Origin of the sequence: Bacillus sp. lyk4-R2A-2 (genome assembly GCF_030209735.1) — a bacterium.
Taxonomy (GTDB): domain Bacteria; phylum Bacillota; class Bacilli; order Bacillales; family Bacillaceae; genus Bacillus; species Bacillus pumilus.
On the sequence record NZ_JARVRK010000012.1, the window covers coordinates 165,845 to 186,908 of the forward strand.

The 21,064-nt window shown below is 43.1% G+C and carries 20 protein-coding genes and 1 pseudogene; 14 read left to right on the top strand and 7 right to left on the bottom strand.

The window, feature by feature from the left end; genetic code table 11:
* Positions 1 to 354 (bottom strand): hypothetical protein, encoded by a 354-nt coding sequence (locus QRN39_RS17865; protein WP_137055410.1) that lies wholly within the window; start codon positions 352 to 354, stop codon positions 1 to 3.
* An 83-nt stretch (positions 355 to 437) separates the two neighbouring features.
* Here QRN39_RS17865 and QRN39_RS17870 point away from each other — a divergent pair, with 83 nt between their 5' ends.
* The gene (locus tag QRN39_RS17870) at positions 438 to 665 is read left to right on the top strand and encodes a hypothetical protein (protein WP_050945766.1); all 228 of its coding nucleotides are present in this window, start codon (positions 438 to 440) and stop codon (positions 663 to 665) included.
* Here the strand turns inward: QRN39_RS17870 and QRN39_RS17875 are convergent.
* On the bottom strand, positions 646 to 1,125 hold the full coding sequence (locus QRN39_RS17875) for an Hsp20/alpha crystallin family protein (protein WP_284907810.1): 480 nt from the start codon (positions 1,123 to 1,125) through the stop codon (positions 646 to 648). The two genes, QRN39_RS17870 and QRN39_RS17875, sit on opposite strands and share 20 nt — an antisense overlap.
* Before the next feature lie 65 nt (positions 1,126 to 1,190).
* Between QRN39_RS17875 and QRN39_RS17880 the strand changes: the two genes are divergently transcribed.
* Together QRN39_RS17880 and QRN39_RS17885 are read left to right on the top strand one after the other, a co-directional pair.
* Entirely contained in the window at positions 1,191 to 1,448 is a 258-nt protein-coding gene (locus tag QRN39_RS17880) for a hypothetical protein (protein WP_003213975.1), read from the top strand.
* A gap of 6 nt (positions 1,449 to 1,454) precedes the next feature.
* On the top strand, positions 1,455 to 1,688 hold the full coding sequence (locus QRN39_RS17885) for a hypothetical protein (RefSeq protein ID WP_024424583.1): 234 nt from the start codon (positions 1,455 to 1,457) through the stop codon (positions 1,686 to 1,688).
* A gap of 37 nt (positions 1,689 to 1,725) precedes the next feature.
* Here QRN39_RS17885 and bcaP read toward each other — a convergent pair whose 3' ends face one another.
* Together bcaP and QRN39_RS17895 are read right to left on the bottom strand one after the other, a co-directional pair.
* A complete protein-coding gene (bcaP, locus tag QRN39_RS17890) occupies positions 1,726 to 3,117 on the bottom strand; it encodes a branched-chain amino acid transporter BcaP (protein WP_106036035.1) in 1,392 nt (463 codons plus the stop codon).
* 186 nt (positions 3,118 to 3,303) lie between these two features.
* Positions 3,304 to 4,371, bottom strand: coding sequence for a tetratricopeptide repeat-containing glycosyltransferase family 2 protein (locus QRN39_RS17895; protein ID WP_268458206.1), 1,068 nt, complete (start codon positions 4,369 to 4,371; stop codon positions 3,304 to 3,306).
* A 133-nt stretch (positions 4,372 to 4,504) separates the two neighbouring features.
* Here QRN39_RS17895 and QRN39_RS17900 point away from each other — a divergent pair, with 133 nt between their 5' ends.
* The 3 genes from QRN39_RS17900 to QRN39_RS17910 all read left to right on the top strand — a co-directional run bounded on the left by QRN39_RS17900 (position 4,505) and on the right by QRN39_RS17910 (position 8,207).
* Positions 4,505 to 6,388 carry an ABC-F family ATP-binding cassette domain-containing protein gene (locus tag QRN39_RS17900; RefSeq protein ID WP_050945769.1) on the top strand — a complete coding sequence of 628 codons (1,884 nt, stop codon included), beginning with the start codon at positions 4,505 to 4,507 and terminating at the stop codon, positions 6,386 to 6,388.
* Between the two features lie 146 nt (positions 6,389 to 6,534).
* Positions 6,535 to 6,960, top strand: a complete 426-nt coding sequence (locus QRN39_RS17905) for a MerR family transcriptional regulator (protein ID WP_003213966.1) — start codon at positions 6,535 to 6,537, stop codon at positions 6,958 to 6,960.
* Between the two features lie 56 nt (positions 6,961 to 7,016).
* On the top strand, positions 7,017 to 8,207 hold the full coding sequence (locus QRN39_RS17910; protein ID WP_003214465.1) for an MFS transporter: 1,191 nt from the start codon (positions 7,017 to 7,019) through the stop codon (positions 8,205 to 8,207).
* Between the two features lie 216 nt (positions 8,208 to 8,423).
* On the opposite strand, the gene QRN39_RS17915 is transcribed toward QRN39_RS17910, so the two are convergent.
* The gene (locus QRN39_RS17915) at positions 8,424 to 9,977 is read right to left on the bottom strand and encodes an ABC-F family ATP-binding cassette domain-containing protein (protein WP_284907813.1); all 1,554 of its coding nucleotides are present in this window, start codon (positions 9,975 to 9,977) and stop codon (positions 8,424 to 8,426) included.
* A gap of 152 nt (positions 9,978 to 10,129) precedes the next feature.
* Here QRN39_RS17915 and QRN39_RS17920 point away from each other — a divergent pair, with 152 nt between their 5' ends.
* Positions 10,130 to 11,272: a DEAD/DEAH box helicase gene (locus QRN39_RS17920; RefSeq protein ID WP_003214170.1), complete on the top strand. Its 1,143-nt coding sequence runs from the start codon at positions 10,130 to 10,132 to the stop codon at positions 11,270 to 11,272.
* 35 nt (positions 11,273 to 11,307) lie between these two features.
* Here QRN39_RS17920 and QRN39_RS17925 read toward each other — a convergent pair whose 3' ends face one another.
* Positions 11,308 to 12,312 carry an NADP-dependent oxidoreductase gene (locus QRN39_RS17925; protein WP_003214060.1) on the bottom strand — a complete coding sequence of 335 codons (1,005 nt, stop codon included), beginning with the start codon at positions 12,310 to 12,312 and terminating at the stop codon, positions 11,308 to 11,310.
* A gap of 108 nt (positions 12,313 to 12,420) precedes the next feature.
* Positions 12,421 to 12,810 carry a YfmB family protein gene (locus tag QRN39_RS17930; protein WP_003214189.1) on the bottom strand — a complete coding sequence of 130 codons (390 nt, stop codon included), beginning with the start codon at positions 12,808 to 12,810 and terminating at the stop codon, positions 12,421 to 12,423.
* 222 nt (positions 12,811 to 13,032) lie between these two features.
* Between QRN39_RS17930 and QRN39_RS17935 the strand changes: the two genes are divergently transcribed.
* The 7 genes and pseudogenes from QRN39_RS17935 to QRN39_RS17965 all read left to right on the top strand — a co-directional run.
* Positions 13,033 to 13,380: a YflT domain-containing protein gene (locus tag QRN39_RS17935; RefSeq protein WP_003214326.1), complete on the top strand. Its 348-nt coding sequence runs from the start codon at positions 13,033 to 13,035 to the stop codon at positions 13,378 to 13,380.
* A gap of 950 nt (positions 13,381 to 14,330) precedes the next feature.
* A complete protein-coding gene (locus tag QRN39_RS17940) occupies positions 14,331 to 14,987 on the top strand; it encodes a class I SAM-dependent methyltransferase (protein WP_284907815.1) in 657 nt (218 codons plus the stop codon).
* A 278-nt stretch (positions 14,988 to 15,265) separates the two neighbouring features.
* Complete coding sequence (locus QRN39_RS17945) at positions 15,266 to 15,991, top strand: GTP cyclohydrolase II (protein ID WP_212046299.1); 726 nt, start codon at positions 15,266 to 15,268, stop codon at positions 15,989 to 15,991.
* Positions 15,992 to 16,024: 33 nt separating this feature from the next.
* On the top strand, positions 16,025 to 16,828 hold the full coding sequence (locus QRN39_RS17950; protein WP_137055404.1) for a formylglycine-generating enzyme family protein: 804 nt from the start codon (positions 16,025 to 16,027) through the stop codon (positions 16,826 to 16,828).
* A 4-nt stretch (positions 16,829 to 16,832) separates the two neighbouring features.
* On the top strand, positions 16,833 to 18,590 hold the full coding sequence (locus QRN39_RS17955) for a WD40 repeat domain-containing protein (RefSeq protein ID WP_284907816.1): 1,758 nt from the start codon (positions 16,833 to 16,835) through the stop codon (positions 18,588 to 18,590).
* A 276-nt stretch (positions 18,591 to 18,866) separates the two neighbouring features.
* Positions 18,867 to 19,952 carry a bifunctional diaminohydroxyphosphoribosylaminopyrimidine deaminase/5-amino-6-(5-phosphoribosylamino)uracil reductase RibD gene (gene ribD, locus QRN39_RS17960; protein WP_050945776.1) on the top strand — a complete coding sequence of 362 codons (1,086 nt, stop codon included), beginning with the start codon at positions 18,867 to 18,869 and terminating at the stop codon, positions 19,950 to 19,952.
* Positions 19,953 to 20,064: 112 nt separating this feature from the next.
* Positions 20,065 to 21,064: pseudogene (locus QRN39_RS17965) on the top strand (exosporium glycoprotein BclB-related protein); the annotation flags it as partial.

The following is a 21,064-nucleotide window of genomic DNA, read 5'->3' on the forward strand; positions in this document are numbered from 1 at the left end:
TTAAGATGATGGCTTTGATCGAATCGAGACTGTCGGTGTTTTTGTTTCTTTTGGCTTCGGTGGTGGTGCTGATTTTTTGATGTGCGTGTCCTTTGGCGTGTAATAGGTTGCCCCAATATTGAGCCTGCCTTGAAGCTGATCAATGGAAAGCTCCCCAAACTCTAAATGGTAATCAATTTTGTCCACATGCAGGGATTCGATATGAATGTGTGTATCCTCTGAGACAGGAGAAGCTGGTGCGGACATTTTTTGCTCGAGAGCGGTGAGCCTTTTCTCCAGCTCGGTGACAGAGGGGGATGGACTGGATTCAGTTTTTTTAAAGAGTGATAGAATGAAATGTTTCAAGTAGACCACAACCTTTTCTTCTGCCTTGATCTAGTCTATGGAAAAGCTGTGAGATATATACTTATAGAGATGACAAGAAAGGGGAGACGCACATGCTGCCTACTCAGATTCACATTGCTCATATGAAAACGAATTCGATTGGCACAGGATCATCCATGACGTTTGGTTCGACGTTTGTTCGCAATCATTGCAGTACGATCAAAAGGAACAATGGCTTTGGGGAACAGAATGCTGATGGCGTGATCACGATCCTTCCGATTGAATCGATTGATGATCGTGATCAAATCGACGCCGTGAGTATCAATATTCGTCATCTATGATAATAGCAGTCGCTTTTCCTTCATCCTTTTGCAGCCTGATATAAAGTACACCGTCTTTAAAGGCCGCATTCATTTGTCCAAGAATCATTTCTGGAAGCCGGATTTTCTTTTCAAACGGACCATACTTCCCCTGCTTTTGGCGAAAATCCTGCTCATTAAAAAAGGAAAGACGCTGTCCTTTCACAACCAAATATTCACCATATGATAACACTTGTACATCTTCCTTTCGGTAGCCAGGTAAATAAAATAAGTACTGAATTTCTGTCGCGGTTTCCACCATGTCGATTGGTGGAAACGACGCGTCTGGGCCGCGCTGATCCTGCTGAGTGAATGTAAAGGGAGATGGACCATTTGCCATAAAGGGAGATCTTTGCTCATCATCGAAGATCATTTTCCAAAAATCATCCCCATGCATTTGCTGGGCAATATCCATCCACTGCTTCATTTTTTCGAAGTCCATGTGAAGACCTCCTGTTAACATACTTGATGGGTGCTTGCATATACCTATAAAAAGGAGGTTTATCTGTGGTTCAACCAACTCCGTATATCAATATTAATATTTTCATGTTAAAAATTAATTCCTTTGAAAATGCATCGGCGGTGAATGTCGGACAAAATTTGTTAGCAGAGTGGCAAAACTCAGATAAAAAAAATCAGGGGTACGGACAAAATTTTGGAGATGCGAGCGGTTTTGTCGGGACAAAAAGCCATGTAGATGATCGAGATCAAGTGGACTCACCTGCCTCTTTTTCACCAGCAGCTAAACCCATTCAAAGGAAGTGACGTGTGATGTTATTCTCACCCTCAGTCGTCAATGTCGGTGCTTTTAAAATCAATGCAATGGATCGGGGTGCATCACTGACGCTAGGTCCTTATCAGCAGATCGATTATTTTCTCTCAATGAAATTGAACCAAGGATTTGGAGAGGACAATGGAGATTGTTCACCGCTTGTCATTCCAATTTCAAGCGTGTTAGATCCAGATATGGTGGACTCAAATTCAGTCAAAAACAGCGTGGTTTAAGCAAAAAAAAGAGACCGGGAATCCCCGTGTCTCTTTTCTAATGTGTTTCATTCAGATGACTTTTTCGTCTTGCATAGGTGAAATAAACAACGACACCAATGGCCACCCAGATCAGGAAGGCTCTCCATGTCTCCCATTTCAGTGTAGCAGCCAATATCATACAAATGACCGCACTAATAATGGGAAGGTAAGGTACAAAAGGTACTTTAAAAGCTGTCTTCATATTCGGATGTTTTTTCCGTAGTACGATCACAGCGATAGAGATCACCGTAAAGGCTGCAAGTGTACCGATGCTGACTAAATTCGCTAGCGTAGATAAGTTAACGAATCCAACGATACATGCCGCAACAGCACCTGTGAGCCAAGTGTTGGCAACCGGTGTTTTCGATTTTGGATGAACGTTTGAAAAGATTTTCGGCATGAGTCCATCTCGGCTCATGGCAAAGGTTAAGCGAACTTGAGCATAAACAAGTGCAATTAACACTGTCGTAATCCCGATAATAGCACCTGCGGATATAATGCCCGCCACACTATTCAGGCCAACAACTTGAAGAGCAAATGCGACAGGGTCACTGACATTCAGCTTCGTATAGTGAACCATGCCTGTTAAGACGAATGAAACACCAATGTATAAAATCGTACAAACACCGAGCGCACCGATGATTCCGATTGGCATCGCCTTTTGAGGATTTTTGACTTCTTCAGACGCATTAGCGATTGCATCAAATCCAAGGTAAGCAAAAAAGACAGTCGCCGCTCCAGCAATCACGCCGTGAAAGCCCATCGGCATAAAAGGTGTCCAGTTTTCAGGTTTGACGTAAGCAAAGCCAGAAATGATAAAGAGAAGGACGATGGCAATTTTAATCAGCACAATGATGTTATTCAGCTTCGTGCTTTCTTTGACGCCTCTTGAGACGATAAAGGTGATGAGCAAAATAATGAGTGCGCCTGGAAGGTTAAAGACGGCTCCATCAGCGGCTCCAGGTGCAGCTGATAATGCCTTCGGTATGTGCAGACCGAATCCACTGAGCAGTGATTGAAAATAGGACGACCATCCGCTTGCTACAGCAGAGAGCGCAATGACATATTCAAGCATGAGATCCCAGCCCATTAAGAAGGCGAGAAATTCCCCAAGTGTTGCGTAGGAATACGTATAGACGCTTCCTGACACAGGAATGGACGAGGAGAATTCAGCGTAGCAAAAAGCAGCAAGGGCGCATGCGATCGCAGCTAAAATAAAAGATATAATAATCGCAGGTCCCGCATCTTTCGCAGCAGCAACCCCCGTAATCACAAAGATACCAGTCCCGACCACGCAGCCAATGCCAAGCAAGATTAAATCAAACGTATTTAACGATCGGCTGAGCCGCTTCGTTTGACTTTCAAGCATGAGCTGGTCGAGAGACTTTTTTCGAAATAAAGAACTCATGTTGACCTCCTAATGGATAAATCTTTTCGTAAGACGAGTGTTAGTATATGCTTAAATGATAATTTAGTCAATTGGTTGGAGAACGCTTTAAATCACTAAAGTATTAAACGCCACAATCGAATTTGTGCTTAAAAAGAGACATCCGCCAAGAGATGGAAGGCGGATGTGGCGATAGATAGTCTATGTCTATTTAGTAAATATTTTTTCATTATACAGCACACTTGGATGAGTGGGGTTATGGGCGGCGGAGGCAAGGTGATGTGTTTTGGCTTTCTCCAAATTGCCGAGCTGATAATAACAATAGCAAAGCTGAAGGTGAGGATACCACGTTTTATACTGTGTGAGTGTGAAGGCTGCTTCGTTTTCAGGAGCCTTCAGCGCCTGCTCATACCAAAAGATCGCTGCCTGATGTTTATTTTGAATTTTTAGATGATCCCCGATCCGGCAGCAAAATTCTGGCCGAGGCTGATCATATAAGAAAGAACGTAATAATGAGGATAAAGCCGCTTCCTCGAAACCTACCGCATAATAGCAGTCGGCTAAATATTGGCATGCGCGAATTTCATCCTCAATCCAGCACTGTTTTGTCGCTAAAAATTCATGATAAAAACGAATCGCTCTGACATGCTGCTTGTTATCTCTTAATTCATTGGCAAAGTAAAAGAGATCACGGGGTGTCATGTTCTCTCCCTTTGCCAGCATATCTTCATAAATTCGCAAGTTGCGCCCAGGCTCACCAGCGGTTGTTTTCTTACGCTTTTGGTGTGTGACGGCGATATCGGCTGGAAAGATGTTGCCATACACTTGAAGATACTCATGAACGGCTCCGTACCATTGAAAGTTTAAGGCACGCTTCACTAGGCGATTTCTTCTATATTTAAAATTCACCCGACCGTCTTCATCAAATCCCACATGATAAAACATCGAGACGGCATCTACCGAAGGATCGAGTGTCTCTTTGAGCTGAAGAAATTTTTGACGGTCTTCTTCTAGCAGAACATCGTCTGCATCAAGCCATAAAATATACTCTTTCGTTGCACGTGAGAAAGCGAAATTGCGGGCTTTGGCAAAATGCTGAACCCATTCGAAATCAAGTACCTGTGCTGAAAAGGAGTGAGCAATCTCCTTCGTATGATCTGTTGAACCTGTATCAACGATGATCATCTCATCGACAATGTCTTGAACAGAGGAGAGGCAGTCCGCTAACACCTCCTCTTCATTTTTCACGATCATACATAAGCTAATGGTTACCATCTTTAGATCACCTCTTCATAGTGTATCGAGCAGCAAAAGGAAACATTCTTTTCAGCAGCAGGTTTTTTAAAACTAGTTTTCTGCTACTGGCTGATTTAGAATAAAGGAAGAATCTATGTAAGGGCTGATAAAAATGAGTTTATTGAATGTTGAAGGATTATATAAAACCTATGGCGAGAAAACGCTGTTTGATCATATTTCTTTTCATATAGAACCAAAGGAACGCATCGGATTGATTGGACCAAACGGAACAGGAAAGTCAACGCTCCTAAAGGTCATTGCAGGACTTGAATCGTTTGAGGAGGGTGACATCACGAAGGCAGGGACACTTGATATCGAATTTCTTGAGCAGGACCCTGAAATGAACGGGGATGAAACGATTCTCGATTACATTTTTTCTGGAACAGCACCCATGATTCAAACGATGAAGGCATATGAACAGGCACTCGCTGATTTAGAGCATGATCCGCAAAATGAAGCAAAACAAGAGGCGCTCATGCGCATGCAAAATCGAATGGATCAGGAAGACGCATGGGATGCGAACCTGTCAGCCAAAACGATTTTGACAAAGCTTGGCGTCAAAGATGTGAGCCGTTCTGTTCATGCCTTATCAGGCGGACAGAAAAAGCGTGTCGCGATTGCTAAAAATTTAATTCAGCCTGCGGGATTGCTGATTTTAGATGAGCCAACCAACCATCTCGATAATGCAACGATTGAATGGCTCGAAGGATATTTGAGTCAATACAGCGGTGCTGTCATTCTGGTGACGCATGATCGTTATTTCCTCAACCGGGTGGCCAATCGAATTTATGAATTGAATCAAGGACAGCTTTATACGTATAAAGGAAATTATGAAGTCTTTTTAGAAAAAAGAGCGGAACGAGAAGCCGAAGCTCAGGTAAAAGAAACGAAGCGTCAAAACTTACTCAGACGCGAGCTTGCATGGCTGAGAAGAGGGGCAAAAGCAAGAACGACGAAGCAGAAAGCACGCATCGGCAGAGCCGAAGAGCTGATGGATCAAAAAGGGCCTGATGCGAAGGGAGAGCTGGATTTCGCCATCGGTTCCCATCGCCTAGGAAAACAAGTCATAGAGGCAGAAGACTTGTCGATTTCCTTTGCTGGCCAGAACCTTGTGGAGCGGTTTACAGACTTAGTCGTGCCGGGCGACCGGATTGGATTTATCGGACCGAATGGAGTCGGAAAAACGACGCTTCTCAACTGTCTAGCGGGTAAAATTGAACCGACTTCAGGACAATTGACAATTGGACAAACCGTTCGTATTGGCTATTACACGCAGGATCACAAGGAAATGGATGAAGAGCTGACGATCATTGAATACATCAAGGAAACAGCTGAAATCGTTAAGACATCTGATGGCGCCATAGTGACAGCAGAGCAAATGCTGGAGCGGTTCCTATTCCCAAGATCCATGCAGCGGACGTTTATTCGCAAGCTGTCAGGGGGAGAACGCCGCAGACTGTATTTACTGAAAGTCTTAATGGAAGAACCGAATGTTCTCTTTTTAGATGAGCCGACGAACGATCTTGATACGGAGACCCTCAGCATTTTAGAGGATTATTTAGAACAGTTTCCTGGCGTTGTCATGACCGTATCGCATGATCGTTATTTCTTAGACCGAGTGGTTCATCGTCTGCTTGTCTTTGAAGGAAATGGCCGCATTTCACACTACCAAGGTGCTTACAGCGATTACATGGAGCAAGAAAAAGAGGCGAAGCGGACAGAGACAAAGCCTGCTGAGAAACAAGTAGAAGCGGCGCCTAAAAAGAGAAAAAAACTTTCTTATAAAGATCAGCTTGAATGGGACGGAATTGAAGACCGGATTCAGGCATTAGAGGAAAAACATCAGCAGCTTGAAGCCAGCATTGCAGAAGCAGGCAGTGATTTTGGGAAAATTCAAGAGCTGATGGACGAACAAAAAGCCGTTGCTGAAGAACTAGAACAAGCAATGGACCGCTGGACAGAACTGTCGATCATGATTGAGGAATTAGAGGGTTAATCCTAATATGAAACCTGTAGAACATTCTACAGGTTTTTTGCTTTACATCAAAATACGAGAGAATCAAGAACTTAAACATTTACGTTTACGTTAAGGTTATAAAGGTGTATAATAAATCATGAATTGATGAGCAGGAGGCACTGGCAATGGAATGGATGAAAATTGATCAAGTGGCGAAAAGAAGCGGGCTGACGAAACGGACGATTCGTTTCTATGAAGAGATTGGTTTATTATCAGCACCAAAGCGGACAGAGGGCGGTGTCAGACTGTACTCAGAGGACGACATGGAAGAACTAGAGAAAGTGATGCAGGCAAAAGAGGTACTCGGCTTTTCTTTACAAGAGCTTCAATCGTTTATGGAAATAGGAAAACAGCTAGAGCTAAATAAAGAAGGCTATTTGCTGTCGCTTGATCCGAAGGAACGATTAGAGAAGCTGTTAGATATGGATGCGCAGCTGACTGTGCAGCATCAATTGATTACAAAAAAGCTTGAAACGATTCAATCCTTTAAAAAGGATCTTGAAACGATGAAAGATAAAGCGGCTCATGCAATTGAGCAATTACAAAAATAAACACCTCTGTGTGTTTATTTTATTTTGTCAACATTTGAAGGAAAGGTTCTGATGGAATGAAGGAAGAAGAAGTGTTAAAACAGCGTACAAGTCTGCTTAGACAGCCGAAGGCCGTCTGGGCTGTTGCCTTTGCATGTGTGATTTCATTTATGGGGATAGGACTTGTGGACCCGATTTTGCCGGCCATTGCATCACAATTAGATGCATCTCCAAGTCAGGTCTCTCTTTTATTTACGAGCTACTTACTTGTGACCGGCTTTGTGATGTTTTTTACCGGCTTTCTCTCTAGTCGGATTGGTGCGAAATGGACGTTATTAATCGGACTTATTTTTATTATTGTCTTTTCTGCTTTAGGCGGTACCTCTTCAACAATTAACGAATTAATCGGCTTTAGAGGCGGATGGGGCATTGGGAATGCCTTATTCATTTCAACGGCTCTCTCTGTCATTGTTGGCGTGTCTGTTGGAGGAAGTGCGAAGGCCATTATTTTATACGAGGCTGCACTAGGTCTTGGGATTTCGGTTGGACCACTGCTTGGGGGAGAGCTTGGGACGATCTCTTGGCGCGGACCATTCTTTGGCGTTGCGGTATTAATGCTTGTTGCTCTTTTAGCCATTACGTTTATGCTTCCACCGATGCAAAAACCTCAGAAAAAGGTGAAATTATTCGAGGCTGTCGGGGCGTTAAAATATAAAGGGCTTTTAACGATGGCATCTGCCGCTTTCTTATACAATTTTGGTTTCTTTGTGCTTTTAGCATATTCGCCATTTGTGCTTCATCTGGATGAGCATGGTCTTGGTTATGTCTTTTTTGGATGGGGACTATTTTTAGCTGTGACATCCGTCTTCTCAGCGCCGGTCATTCATCGCAAGCTTGGGACATTGACTTCTCTTGTGGTTCTGTTTGCTTCGTTTGCTGTGATTTTATTCGGTATTGGGATCTGGACTTCACATGTAGTCGTCGTCATCTGCGGAATTGTCATTGCTGGGGGTATTCTTGGCATGATCAATACTGTGCTCACGACCGCTGTGATGGGATCAGCACCGGTTGAGCGTTCCATTGCTTCATCCTCTTACAGTGCTGTACGGTTTATTGGGGGCGCGATTGCTCCTTGGATTGCTGGCGTACTTGCTGAATCTTATACAGCAAGCACCCCTTACTATGTGGGGGCGGCTGTCGTTCTGTTAGGCATGATCATCCTGCTGATTGGTCGTAAGCATCTCATCAATATTCAAGCAGGTCATTAAATAGAAAAAGCCTTATATCTGCATCAGATATAAGGCTCAGCGTGTAGACAAACCCTCGCATTCTTTGTCAGGACTGCGTTCCGGTGCTCACGAATGTTCAATTCGCTCCACTCCGGTACTCGTCCTTCCTAGACTTCAAAGGTTTTCTATCATGCTGAAAAGAAGACAAAGGGCTAAAATAAAGATCATTTTAGCCCTTTGTCAACAATCTGAAGCCTATAATACTTTGGTCGTCCAAGATTCGCAATTCCAAGTTTCAGTGGCTACATCTTGATAAAATTCAGGTTCGTGAGAGATCAATAAGACACTCCCTTTGTATTCCTTTAATGCACGTTTTAGTTCTTCTTTTGCATCGACATCCAAGTGATTGGTCGGCTCATCGAGAACAAGTAAGTTGGTTTCTTCGTTGATCAGCTTGCAAAGACGGACTTTTGCTTTTTCTCCTCCGCTTAATACAGACACGCGGCTTTCAATATGCTTTGTCGTTAATCCGCATTTTGCAAGAGCGGCTCTCACTTCATATTGCGTGTAAGAAGGGAAGGTGCCCCATACCTCTTCAATACAGGTGTTGCTGTTTTGCTCTTTTACTTCTTGCTCAAAGTAGCCAATATGAAGGAATTCTCCGCGTTCCACCTCACCCGAAATTGGCGAGATTTCTCCAAGGAGACTTCGCAGCAATGTCGTTTTTCCGATCCCGTTAGCGCCGTATAACGCAATTTTTTGCCCGCGTTCCATTTTCAGATTTAATGGACGAGAGAGCGGTTCATCATAACCAATGACCAAATCTTTTGTTTCAAAAATCAATTTCCCAGAAGTCCGTGCCGTCTTAAAGTGGAATTCAGGCTTTGGCTTTTCTGCTGCGAGTTCAATCATATCCATTTTATCCAGTTTCTTCTGACGGGACATGGCCATATTTCTTGTGCTGACACGTGCTTTGTTTCTTGCAACAAAGTCCTTTAATTCAGCGACTTCCTGCTGCTGCCTTTTATAAGCTGCTTCAAGCTGCTGCTTTTTGACTTCATACACTTGTTTAAATTGATCATAATCACCAACATAGCGCGTGAGCTCTTGATTTTCAACATGATAGATCAAGTTAATGACGCTGTTTAAAAACGGAATATCATGTGAAATGAGGATAAACGCATTTTCATATTCCTGTAAATAGCGCTTCAGCCACTCAATATGCTGCTCATCTAAATAGTTGGTCGGCTCATCGAGAAGGAGAATTTCTGGCTTCTCTAACAGCAATTTCGCAAGCAATACTTTTGTACGCTGCCCGCCGCTCAGCTCCGTCACATCACGGTCCAGCCCAAGATCCGTTAACCCAAGACCTCTGGCTATTTCTTCAACCTTGGAATCAATGATATAGAAATCATTGTTTGTGAGCGCATCTTGAATAACGCCCACTTCCTCTAACAGTTTTTCCAGCTCATCAGGATCGGCTTCACCCATTTTGCCGTAAATGTCATTCATCGATGCTTCCATGGAAAATAAATAGTGGAATGCATCCTGAAGGACTTCGCGGATCGTTCTTCCCTTTTCTAGCACAGTGTGCTGATCAAGGTAGCCAACACGGACATTTTTTGCCCACTCGACTTTTCCTGCATCTGGCTCCAGCTTACCAGTAATAATATTCATAAACGTTGACTTTCCTTCACCGTTGGCGCCAATTAAGCCGACATGCTCGCCTTTTAATAAACGGAAGGAGACTTCGTGAAAAATGGCTCTGTCGCCAAAGCCATGGCTTAAATCTTTAACAGATAATATCATTTTTTACACCTCAAATAGATTCAAAACGGCTAGTGCCTCTCATGATTATATCGAACTGTCCAGCTCGATAAAAGCATCAAAAGAAAAATTGCGTTTCAAAGCTGATTTTGAGATACTAAAGGATAGATTGAATGAGGATAAAGGAGATCGACATGATAGAAAATTGGGCATTTTTGAAAGAAGCAAAGCCATTTATACAAGAGAACTTCCAAGCGGCTGGCTTTGAAAAACCAACAGCTATACAAGAAAAAACAGCAGAATGGATTACGGAGAAGCGTGATGTGATTGCAGAATCGCCTACGGGAACGGGGAAGACACTGGCGTATGTGTTGCCGCTTTTAAATAAAATCGATGTGAATATCAAGCACCCGCAAGTCTTAATCTTGGCACCTTCAAGAGAGCTTGTGATGCAAATTTTTGATGTCGTGCAAGAGTTCAAACAAGGATCAGACATCAAAGCGATCTCCTTGATTGGTGGAGCGAACATTAAAAAGCAGCAGGAAAAACTAAAGAAACACCCGAACATCGTTGTCGCAACACCTGGCCGTGTACAAGAATTAATCAAAATCAAGAAACTGAAAATGCACGAAGTCAAAACGATCGTGCTAGATGAAGCAGATCAGCTTCTTGTGCCAGAGCATATGAAAACGATCCAAGCGATTATTAAATCCACATTAAAAGAAAGACAAATTCTTTGTTTTTCTGCAACCCTGAAAGACGAAACGGTTCAACTGATTAAAGAAATGACAACTGAACCAGAAGTATTGAAAATTGCCAGAAGCGAGGAAGAAGCGCAGAAAGTAGGACACTATTATCTGTTATGTGACCAGCGTGACAAAGTGAAACTACTGCAAAAGCTATCACGGCTTGAGGACATGCAGGCGCTCGTTTTTGTGCGTGATATTACGAATTTAAGCATTTATGCAGAGAAATTAGCATATCACCATGTCGACCTCGGTGTCCTTCATAGTGAAGCGAAAAAAGCAGAGCGTGCTATCATCTTAAAGGAATTTGAACAGCGTGAATTCCCTCTCCTTCTTGCAACGGATATCGCAGCAAGAGGCATCGATATTGACGATCTGCCGTATGTGATCCATGCCGACCTGCCAAACGAAGAAGGCTATATCCACCGTTCAGGCAGAACCGGTCGCGCAGGAAAAGAAGGGGCTGTCATCAGTCTTGTCACACCTCAAGAGCAATCAATGCTGAAAAAAATGGCGAAAAAGCTGAATCTTTCGCTTCAGGAAATTGTTTATAAGCAAGGCCAGCTGCATCTTGCGCCAAAGCAAGCATAGAAAAAGGACCCTTCCACATGGAGGGTCCTTTCTTTTTATGAAATTTTGACAAGCTGTTTTCCGACATTTTCCCCTTTGAATAGTCCGAGGAATGCATCAGGAATGTTGTCAAAGCCTTCAATGATTGTTTCTTTGTAAGTCAGTTTGTCTTCTTTTACCCATTGTGCGAGATCTCTTGCTGCTTCTTCAAAACGATCTGAATAGTTGGCAACAATGAAGCCTTGCATCAATGCGCTTGTTTTAATGAGTTTTGTTTGCACACGCGGTCCGATGTCCTCGCTTGCGCTAATATTATAAGACGAAATCGCGCCGCACACTGGAATACGTGCGAAGCGGTTCAAATGATTCATCACAGCATCAGATATTTCGCCGCCTACATTGTCAAAATACACATCGACGCCGTTAGGGCATGCCTTTGCAATAGCATCATCTAAGTCATTTGTTGTTTTATAATTAATCGTTTCATCAAAACCCAGTTCTTTTAAATAAGCCAGCTTATCATCAGATCCCGCAATCCCAACGACGTGAGCGCCTTTGATCTTAGCAATTTGCCCAACAACGGAACCAACAGCACCTGCGGCCCCAGAAATGACAACGGTCTCGCCTTCTTTTGGCTGACCAATCGCAAGAAGACCGAAATAAGCGGTTTGTCCTGGCATGCCTAAAATGCCTAAATAATAGGACAATGGCGCAATGGATGGATCAATTTTAGTCAGAGATTCAGCTTTGGCCGTGGAATATTCTTGCCAGCCAAGGAATCCAAGAACAAAATCACCTTTTTCAAATTGAGACGATTTAGACTCGACAACTTCTCCGACAACACCGCCCTGAATCACTTCATTTAGCTTGAATGGAGGTGTATAGGATTTTGTATCCTGCATTCGTCCTCTCATATAAGGATCTACAGAAACATATTTCGTTTGAATCAAGACTTCACCATCTTGCGGCACAGGTATATCGACTGTTTCAAAATGAAAAACATCTTTTGTAGGTAATCCTTGTGGACGTTTGGCTAATTGAATTTGCTTTTGTTGACTCATGTCAAATCCTCCCTTTCACTTGCAACCTAGATTTACATTAACATGATGCTTCTTTTCATTCAAAACATACGGTCTATTTCAAGCACATACAAAAAAGCAGCCGCCATCTCAGAGATGAGGACTACTTTTTTGGAAGTCAACAGAGAGGAGCGGTGGCAGACAGCCAAACAGCTGATACACGTCCGCATCACGTTCTTTTAATAAATATTCGTTCGCATTTTGCATGGAGGCTTTCATCATATCGCGCGTCACAAAAGGAAAAAGGATATTCAAGTATGAGGACAACAGGTCTTGTGGATCTTGTTCAATTGACTCGATATCTCCAATGTTAATAATGATGGAAAAGAGATAATCAATGGAGATGCGAAAGTGCTGTTCAGCAAACAATGTAAGCGGCTTTGCTTTTGCTTCTTCAGGATTCCACTTTTGAAAAAGCTGTTTCACCAAATCACTGACAACCCAAGCATTAAACTGCTGCTCCGCTGAAAAGTAATACATCAGCTCTACCTCATTTCTAGCCTCCAGTACAAGAATTGTACACCAAAATAGCAGGGATGAACATAAATATTTCTGAAAATTTAGTCATTTTTACAGGGTTTTTGTCAAAAATAAGTCAATAGGCATGGCTAGTACACAATGTAAAATGGATGTGCTCAAGGAAGGTTTAATGATAAAAGTGACGGGTAAAAGATTCGTAAGACGCTAAAGGAGGAATATAAAATGAAACCTGTTGTAAGAGAGTATTCAAATGATGAAACACTTCAAAGAGATGTAGAGCAATTAAAATCACTCGGTGTTGCAAGAGAGGACATTTATGTTCTGTCCCATGACGATGATCGTACAGAGCGTATTGCTGGAAACGCAGATGCCAATACGATAGGTCCAAGAGAAGTTGGACTGAAACATGCTGTTGGGAACATCTTTAGTAAAAAGGGCGATGAGCTCCGAAATAAAATCCATGAAATTGGTTTCTCTAAAGAAGAAGCTGAAACATTTGAAGAACATTTAGACGAAGGGAAAGTCCTTCTCTTTGTGACAGACCATGAAAAAGTGAAAACTTGGGCTTAAACGCCAACTGAAAAAAGTCTCTTACTTTCGTAAGGGGCTTTTTTTCATGCCTTCATCTCTGAAGGAGAGGAAGCATCTTTTTTCCTATATTAAGAAAAAACAGCAGATTGGAATAAACAGTAAATCATCTAATTGAAAATGCAGATATACCAAAGAAAATGATAGGAAATGAGAAAGGAATAGTCAAAATATCACAAAAATCTATTCGGGAAATAATTATTGTATCTTTCAATTTTGTTTCAAAATGTAATGGGAATCTTGTGTAATTTAGTAGATAAATTTCTTAGTTCTATTGGTTTATGTTGTGTTTTTATGTAGAAATAAGTGTTTTGAGGTCAAAAAACCACGAAAAATACCTGTATTTTCAATTAGAAAATTCATTTTAATGTTTAGGAAATAATTTGTTGACAAAATAATCTAAAAACAATATATTTGGCTTATTCCAGTTGTTATGGAAGTAGTTGTTAAATTTCTGATGGGTTTATTCTAGGCACACTCTAGTGATAGGTGGTGGCATAAAACCAAGGTAAAAGCACTCGGGAAATTTCTACTAAAACACAAGAAAATGGTTTTTTACATGAAGAAGAAATGATAGTCGATTTAAACAGTAGATGATCTTTCTAATATGATCACTTTGCAAGAGATAATTAAAAGACGTCGTATTCCTGCACAATAGAGAAAGCGTTTTCAAGAAAGACAGTGAGTTGATCGAACGGTGAAGGAGGTGAACTCATATGAAAAAAAGAGAGAACAAGCTGAGGCGCTGCAGCTGTCAAATGGCTGCATATGAGGATGCATGCTGAAAAAGAAGAGTGAACATGTGGGATGCTTCTCTTCTTTTTCAGAAAATAGATTTCCTAAAAAATCCATCTTTCATTTTAACATAAGGTGTTTGGCTTGAAAATGACCTTTGCCCGGAAAGTCGATTTTAAATAGAAGGAGGTCCTGTGATGAAAAAGGCTTTATACCATGAAGACAGTGGGTTGTATCTAGAAAAAATGCGAATGGCATTTCAAGAACATTATGAGAAAAGAACAGATATGTGGTCTACTGATCCATCTTTAACAGATGCAGCCGTGGTGTCACTAAAGGCATGGCGTTCAAGGGAAAAGAATGCAATTGCTTCTGTGCTGGATATCGGGTGCGGGAACGGCCGGGCACTTGAACATTTAAGTGGGCTTTCCGCATATGTCGGCATCGACCTGTATGAGCATGAGGAGTGGGTAGGATTACAGAAAAGAGAAACGGTTCCTGTCCATTTTGTTCATCAAGATTTTATGTCCTGGTCGATGGGCCAGGGTCGAGGGATGCAGTTTGATTTAATTTTAGATCATGGCTGCTTTCATCACCAGCACCCTGATGATCATGAGCGTTATTTAAAACAGGTTTCCTCTTTGCTTCATGAAGGCGGCGTCTTCTCACTTGTTGTATGGGGAGAAGAGTGGAGAACAGGATTAATCGGAGAGGATGGCCGTTTCCACTTTTCGTTTTCAGACTCTCAGCTTGGAGAAAGAATTTGTTCATCAGGTCTGGAGCTTGTATCGATTACACCATTAAAAGCAAAAGCCGGCATTAGCCAGCATCATGTCATTGCCGTCAAAATCTAGTACAAAGGTGATCACTCAAACGTAGCAGAGGTGTTCATTCTAAAAAACAGCCTGTGCGCATCATGTAAGGGAAAGGCGTTATGAACCAAGAATTCTGCTCCTTTGTACTGGAAAAGACCTAGATTGACATATCGCTAGAATAGGTGGAATCAAGGTCTGAAGGATAAGAGGAAACGCACATCCATGTTCTTTTAAGCCATGAGTGCAGGCACATATTCATCACCATCACTGCGCTACGTGAGTCGATTTGGGTGCAGCGATGAATAGGGGGGAGACAAATGAACAAGTTTGTAGATGAATTGCAATCAATGATTCATCATTTTACCTTTCAAGAAAAAAACTATTTGCTCGTGGGGCCAGTGAACCTGCCAATCTCCATTCAACATGAAGAAGTGCCATTTAAATGGTATGCCTTCGCACCTGTTGAAGGGGAGACAAAACCAACGATCGAATCTATTGTCCAAATGAGTACCGCGCAGCAAACCTTTTCCTCTTGTCTCTTATTTGGCGACTTTGAAAATGAGGTGCCGCCGCTTGTGCGAATTCATAGTGTCTGCCAAACAGGGGATGTGTTTGGGTCACTAAAATGTGACTGCGGTCCACAGCTTGCGTTATCGCTGAAGAAAATCACCGATTACGGAAAAGGCATGCTCGTCTATATGGCCAATCAAGAAGGGCGGTCAATTGGGCTGATGGCGAAAGCATTGACGTATAAATTACAGGAAATGCAGCTGGATACTTTTGAAGCCAACCGTCTGATTGGCTGCGGAGATGATGACCGGATTTACGAGGAGGCAGCGGCTGTTCTGCACTATTTAAACAAAGGGAAACCAATGCATCTCCTAACGAACAATCCAGATAAAGTCGATTCCATTGCTGCCTACGGTCTTCCTGTTTTGCGGTTTGATCATACGGTCGAAGCCTCTCTCTATAATGAAGCCTATTTAAAAGCAAAAGCAGCCTCAGGGCATATGGTCGATGAGAAAAAATTAATTAACCAGTAGATGAGTTTACTTTAAAGAAGGCGGGAGAAAAGCGTGAAACCTGAAATCAATTGGATTCAAATCCCAAGCGGCTATGCAACAATCGGAAGTAATGAAGAAGATATGAAAAAGGCATCAGAATTCTGGAAGGACAAGCTTCTCAATCCAACTTACGGCCGTGAGAAAAAATTTCAAAAATGGCTGTATAAAGAATTTCCATCCTATCAGTCGTATATCAATGAATTTTTCATTTCAGATACGGTCGTCACCAATGAATGGTATCAAAGCTATTGTGATGAAACAGGCCAGTCGTACCCAGAGAGCTTAACGAATCAAGAGCTTGGCGGCGGGAAAGATCATCCGGCGTGGGGCATGGAGATCGAGGAAGCCTTTTCATTCTGTCAGTGGCTGAGCGGGAAACTTGGGATAGACGTGTCGATTCCTACTGAAGAAGAATGGGAATATGCTGCCCGGGGTAACACGAGAAATCAATACCCGTGGGGAGATGAGTTTGACCCTTCTTCCTGTAATACGTACGAATCAAATATCGAAAAAACGACGCCTGTCCGCCATTACGAAAAGGGCAGATCCTTATTCGGTCTTTATGATATGGGGGGCAACGTCGAGGAATGGGTCAACACCAAATATCATGTGTACGAAGGCGGCATTGAGGTCGTAGATGATTTAACGGAAACGCTTGGCAGTGATTACTACATTTTAAAAGGCGGCTCCTTTGCAAGAGGCGGAGATTTATGCAGAGTCGCCAGAAGACACGGAAAGCACCCAGACCCTGTTTTTCGATTTACTGGCTTTCGTGTAATAACTCGTCAAAAACAACATATAAAGGTGGGAGTGTAAAACTATGCATAGAGGACCAATTACATCTGTTTTATCAACTCAGCAGGACCAAATTGTTTACACTGGCGGCTATGACCGCTGTATTTATCAGTGGAACCGGGCGACAGGAGAAGGAACGTTTATTGGAAGTCACGAGCATATCATTAACTCTTTATCTCTTTCTGAAAACGGAAAGTATTTAGCGAGTGCATCGTCAGACTATACCATTCAATTGTTTGATACAAGTACTCATACTCGAATTCGCACCCTGTTTGGTCATGCGGATGATGTAGAAGCCGTTGCTTTTGCGAAGCAGGATACGTTGCTTGTATCTGTGTCTAGAGATAGAAGATGCTTAGTCTGGGATATCGAAACAGGAGCCATCCTAAGAGAATTTCATGGACATAGCAAGGATGTATTAGCTGTATGGATACATGGCGATAAAGCTTATACAACAGGTGATGATGGCTATGTTCTTGTGTGGCTGTATGATACAGGAGAAATTGTAGGGGAGATCGGTCCGTTTGATTATGAGCTGGACACAATCAGCGGCAGCAATCAAAAAGAAGTGTTCGCACTTGGCAGAGACGATGGCACCGTTATTATTTATGATGCGGTGACTTTACAGGAGAAAAAAATCATCAAAGCTCATTTACAGGGCGTCAAGCGTGTGAACTTTTCTCCAAGCGGCAATTACTTGCTGACAGCAGGCTATGACCATTTAATTAAGCTGTGGAATTACGAAACAGGGGATTTGGTTGATACTCTTCTCCCTCATAAATATCAGTGGGAGCGCTCGCTTGTCTGGACGGAGGATGAGAAATCCATCCTAGGAGCCAGCTTTGGAAAAACGTATTGTGAATGGTCTATTGAAAAGGGGAAAGTGGTATCAGATGAGATCGAAATGGCGACACCATCTATTAATGATATTGCACTGACTGATGCGGGAGATATCATCACAGCATCAGATGACGGAAAATTCAGAAAGAATGGGATTGAAATCGCTAAATCGACAGGCGTTTTAACAAATGGAGTGGCTGTCGCACGAGATGGAAGCTATTATGCTTGGGGAGATCATGCAAGTCAGGTGCATATTGTTCATGAATCATTACAGAAAATGGTTTCGTTTGATCTCAATACAGGGCCGGTCAACAGTGTGTATTTCCACGAGGAGGATCGGCAATTTTATATTGGAACTTACGGCGGCTATGTACATGTCATTTCGACGGAGCATTTAAAGGAAGTTGGTCGTTCCAAAGCACACGATTGTGCTGTGAAAGCACTAAAAGTAGAAGGAGATCGTATCATCACAGCTGCGGTAGAAGGAACCATCTGTCTTTTAGATAAGAAGAGCTTGTCTTTAAAAGCGAAATATATCGGGGCGACTGAGCTATTAAATGACGTATTCATTGATAGCAAAAGAGATCGTATTGCCATTGTCAGCCGTGACAAGAATGTGAGATTGTTTGATTTGCATACAGGAAGAATTTTAGACCAGCATAATGAACACCAGTATTCGATTAAATCGGTCTCTGTCACAGACTCTGGCTATATTGTGAGCGGAGATTATTGGGGCTATATCGTTGTGTGGAATCCAGAGCTCGGGGTCAATACCGGCCCAATTAGAATTGCCAAGAATGGAATTAGTGCCATCAGACAATTAGGCAATGATGTATACGCAAGCTCGTATGATGGTGGGATTTATCATATTCGAGAAGATGGCACGTATACCGAAGTACTGCGCTTATTTGAACAATTTCCAAAAGAAGTAATCTCTCATTAAGAAAAAGAATGTAAGCGGGGGATTCTCATGATAAGTGTTTGCAAGGAACATATGAAAAAAGGTCTGACTGTACTCAATTGTCCGCATGTGCTCCTCATTAATAAATATGAATGTCGCAAATGCTGTTTTTGTAAACAACGAGCATCATATAAACTTTTTTATTCCTTGCCTTACTATGATCGTTCTGAAAAGAAACGGATGGAAAAAATATGAGAATAGAACTCCTTCATTTCCTGAAGGAGTTCTTTCCCTTGAAAGAGAAGAAAGGAGACTCACATGAAAGACGATGTGTTTTATATGAAACTGGCGATTGCCAACGCAAAGGCAATGAAAGGGCAAACCTCCCCAAACCCGCTTGTCGGTGCAGTCATTGTGCAGCAAGGTGAAATTGTTGGAATGGGTGCTCACATGAAGGCGGGCGAACCTCATGCTGAAATTCATGCACTGCACATGGCAGGAGAAAAGGCAGAAGGAGCTCATCTGTATGTAACGCTCGAACCTTGTTCGCATCATGGGAAAACGGGTCCTTGCACAGAAGCGATTATCAAAAGTGGTGTGAAACGAGTAGTCATTGCGACGCAAGATCCGAATCCGCTTGTAGCAGGGAAAGGGATTACCGTGTTGAAACAAGCAGGGATCGAAGTAGATGAAGGAATATGTAAACAGGAGGCGGATCGCTTAAATGTGCCTTTTTTCCATTTCATTCAATCAGACCTTCCCTACGTCATCTTAAAATCAGCCATTTCATTAGATGGGAAAATTGCCACAGCTCAACTTGAAAGCAAATGGATCACAGGAACAGAAGCGAGGCAAGAAGTGCAGCAATTGCGCCAAGAAGCAGATGCTGTGATAACAGGTGTCGAAACGATTATTCAAGATGATGCAGGTCTTATTGTGAAAGATTCAATCATGACCCAGCCCATTCGTGTCATTTTAGATTCCACATTAAGAATTCCGCTTCATGCCAAATGCTTAACAGATCACATGGCGAAAACCATTATTTGTACATCACAAAACTACGATCAAAAAAAGTATCATCAGCTGATACAAAAAGGACATCAAGTATTTGTCACAAGCGGAGAACATCGGACAGATCTTCAGGATGTGTTACACATGTTGAAGAAGCGCTCTGTGATGTCAGTGCTTGTTGAGGCAGGAGGCAGTGTGAGTGCGTCATTTTTAGAAGCATCATTTGTGAACGAAGCCGTTATCTATATGGCGCCTTTATTGATCGGAGGGAAAGACGCACCTACTTTCTTTGAAGGAGAGGGTGTGAAAAAACTAAAAGAGGCGATCCGTCCAGCGGATATTGAATATAGTATGGTAGGAAAAGATTTAAAAATGACGATGAGATTTCAATGAAACAAAGACCTTGTGTATGGAGCGCAAGGTCTTCTCAACTTTTCTAAATAAAAATAAAAATGTACATACACCTTTCACTATGAGGTTGAATACGATGGATGGGGGTGATTCTATGAAAAGATGTAGACAATGCGGAAAAACCTATCCCTCTCATTCTAAAGGCCATTACCAAAAAGGAAGCTGGTATGATGCGTATAAGGATGATGGATGGGAATGTGATAGCTGTAAGAAAGGAAAGTCAGGAAAACCAGTGAAAAATCCTTGCTGCGGAAAAGATCCTTGTGTTTGTGTCATTCAAGGTCCGCCAGGCGGGAGAGGAAGGAGAGGCCCAGCAGGTCCGGCGGGTGCAGTTGGTCCAGCGGGTCCAGCAGGCCCAGCAGGCCCGACTGGAGCCACGGGTGTAGGCTTAACGGGTATCGTGGCATTTGATCCAGCGGTAGCCCCAACCTATCCAGTAGGTCAAGTGGTGACATTCGAAGGTGGGACGTATATCGTGAATACAGCACCACCAACAGGTACGCCAGGTACGTCGCCAGATTATACCTTGTTAGCAGCAGCTGGTGAAACTGGTGCAACCGGTGCTACAGGAGCCACAGGAACAGGAGCGACTGGCGCCACAGGAGATACGGGAGCAACCGGAGTAACAGGAGCCACGGGAGCGACCGGAGCAACCGGTGCTACAGGAACAGGAGCAACCGGCGCCACAGGAGATACGGGAGCAACCGGAGTAACAGGAGCCACGGGAGCGACCGGAGCAACCGGTGCTACAGGAACAGGAGCGACCGGCGCCACAGGAGATACGGGAGCAACCGGAGTAACAGGAGCCACGGGAGCGACCGGAGCAACCGGTGCTACAGGAACAGGAGCAACCGGCGCCACAGGAGATACGGGAGCGACCGGAGTAACAGGAGCCACGGGAGCGACCGGAGCAACCGGTGCTACAGGAACAGGAGCGACCGGCGCCACAGGAGATACGGGAGCAACCGGAGTAACGGGAGCAACAGGAGCCACGGGAACCGGAGTAACAGGTGCTACAGGAGATACTGGGGCGACCGGCGTCACTGGAGCCACAGGATTGACCGGGGCCACAGGTGTAACAGGAGATACCGGAG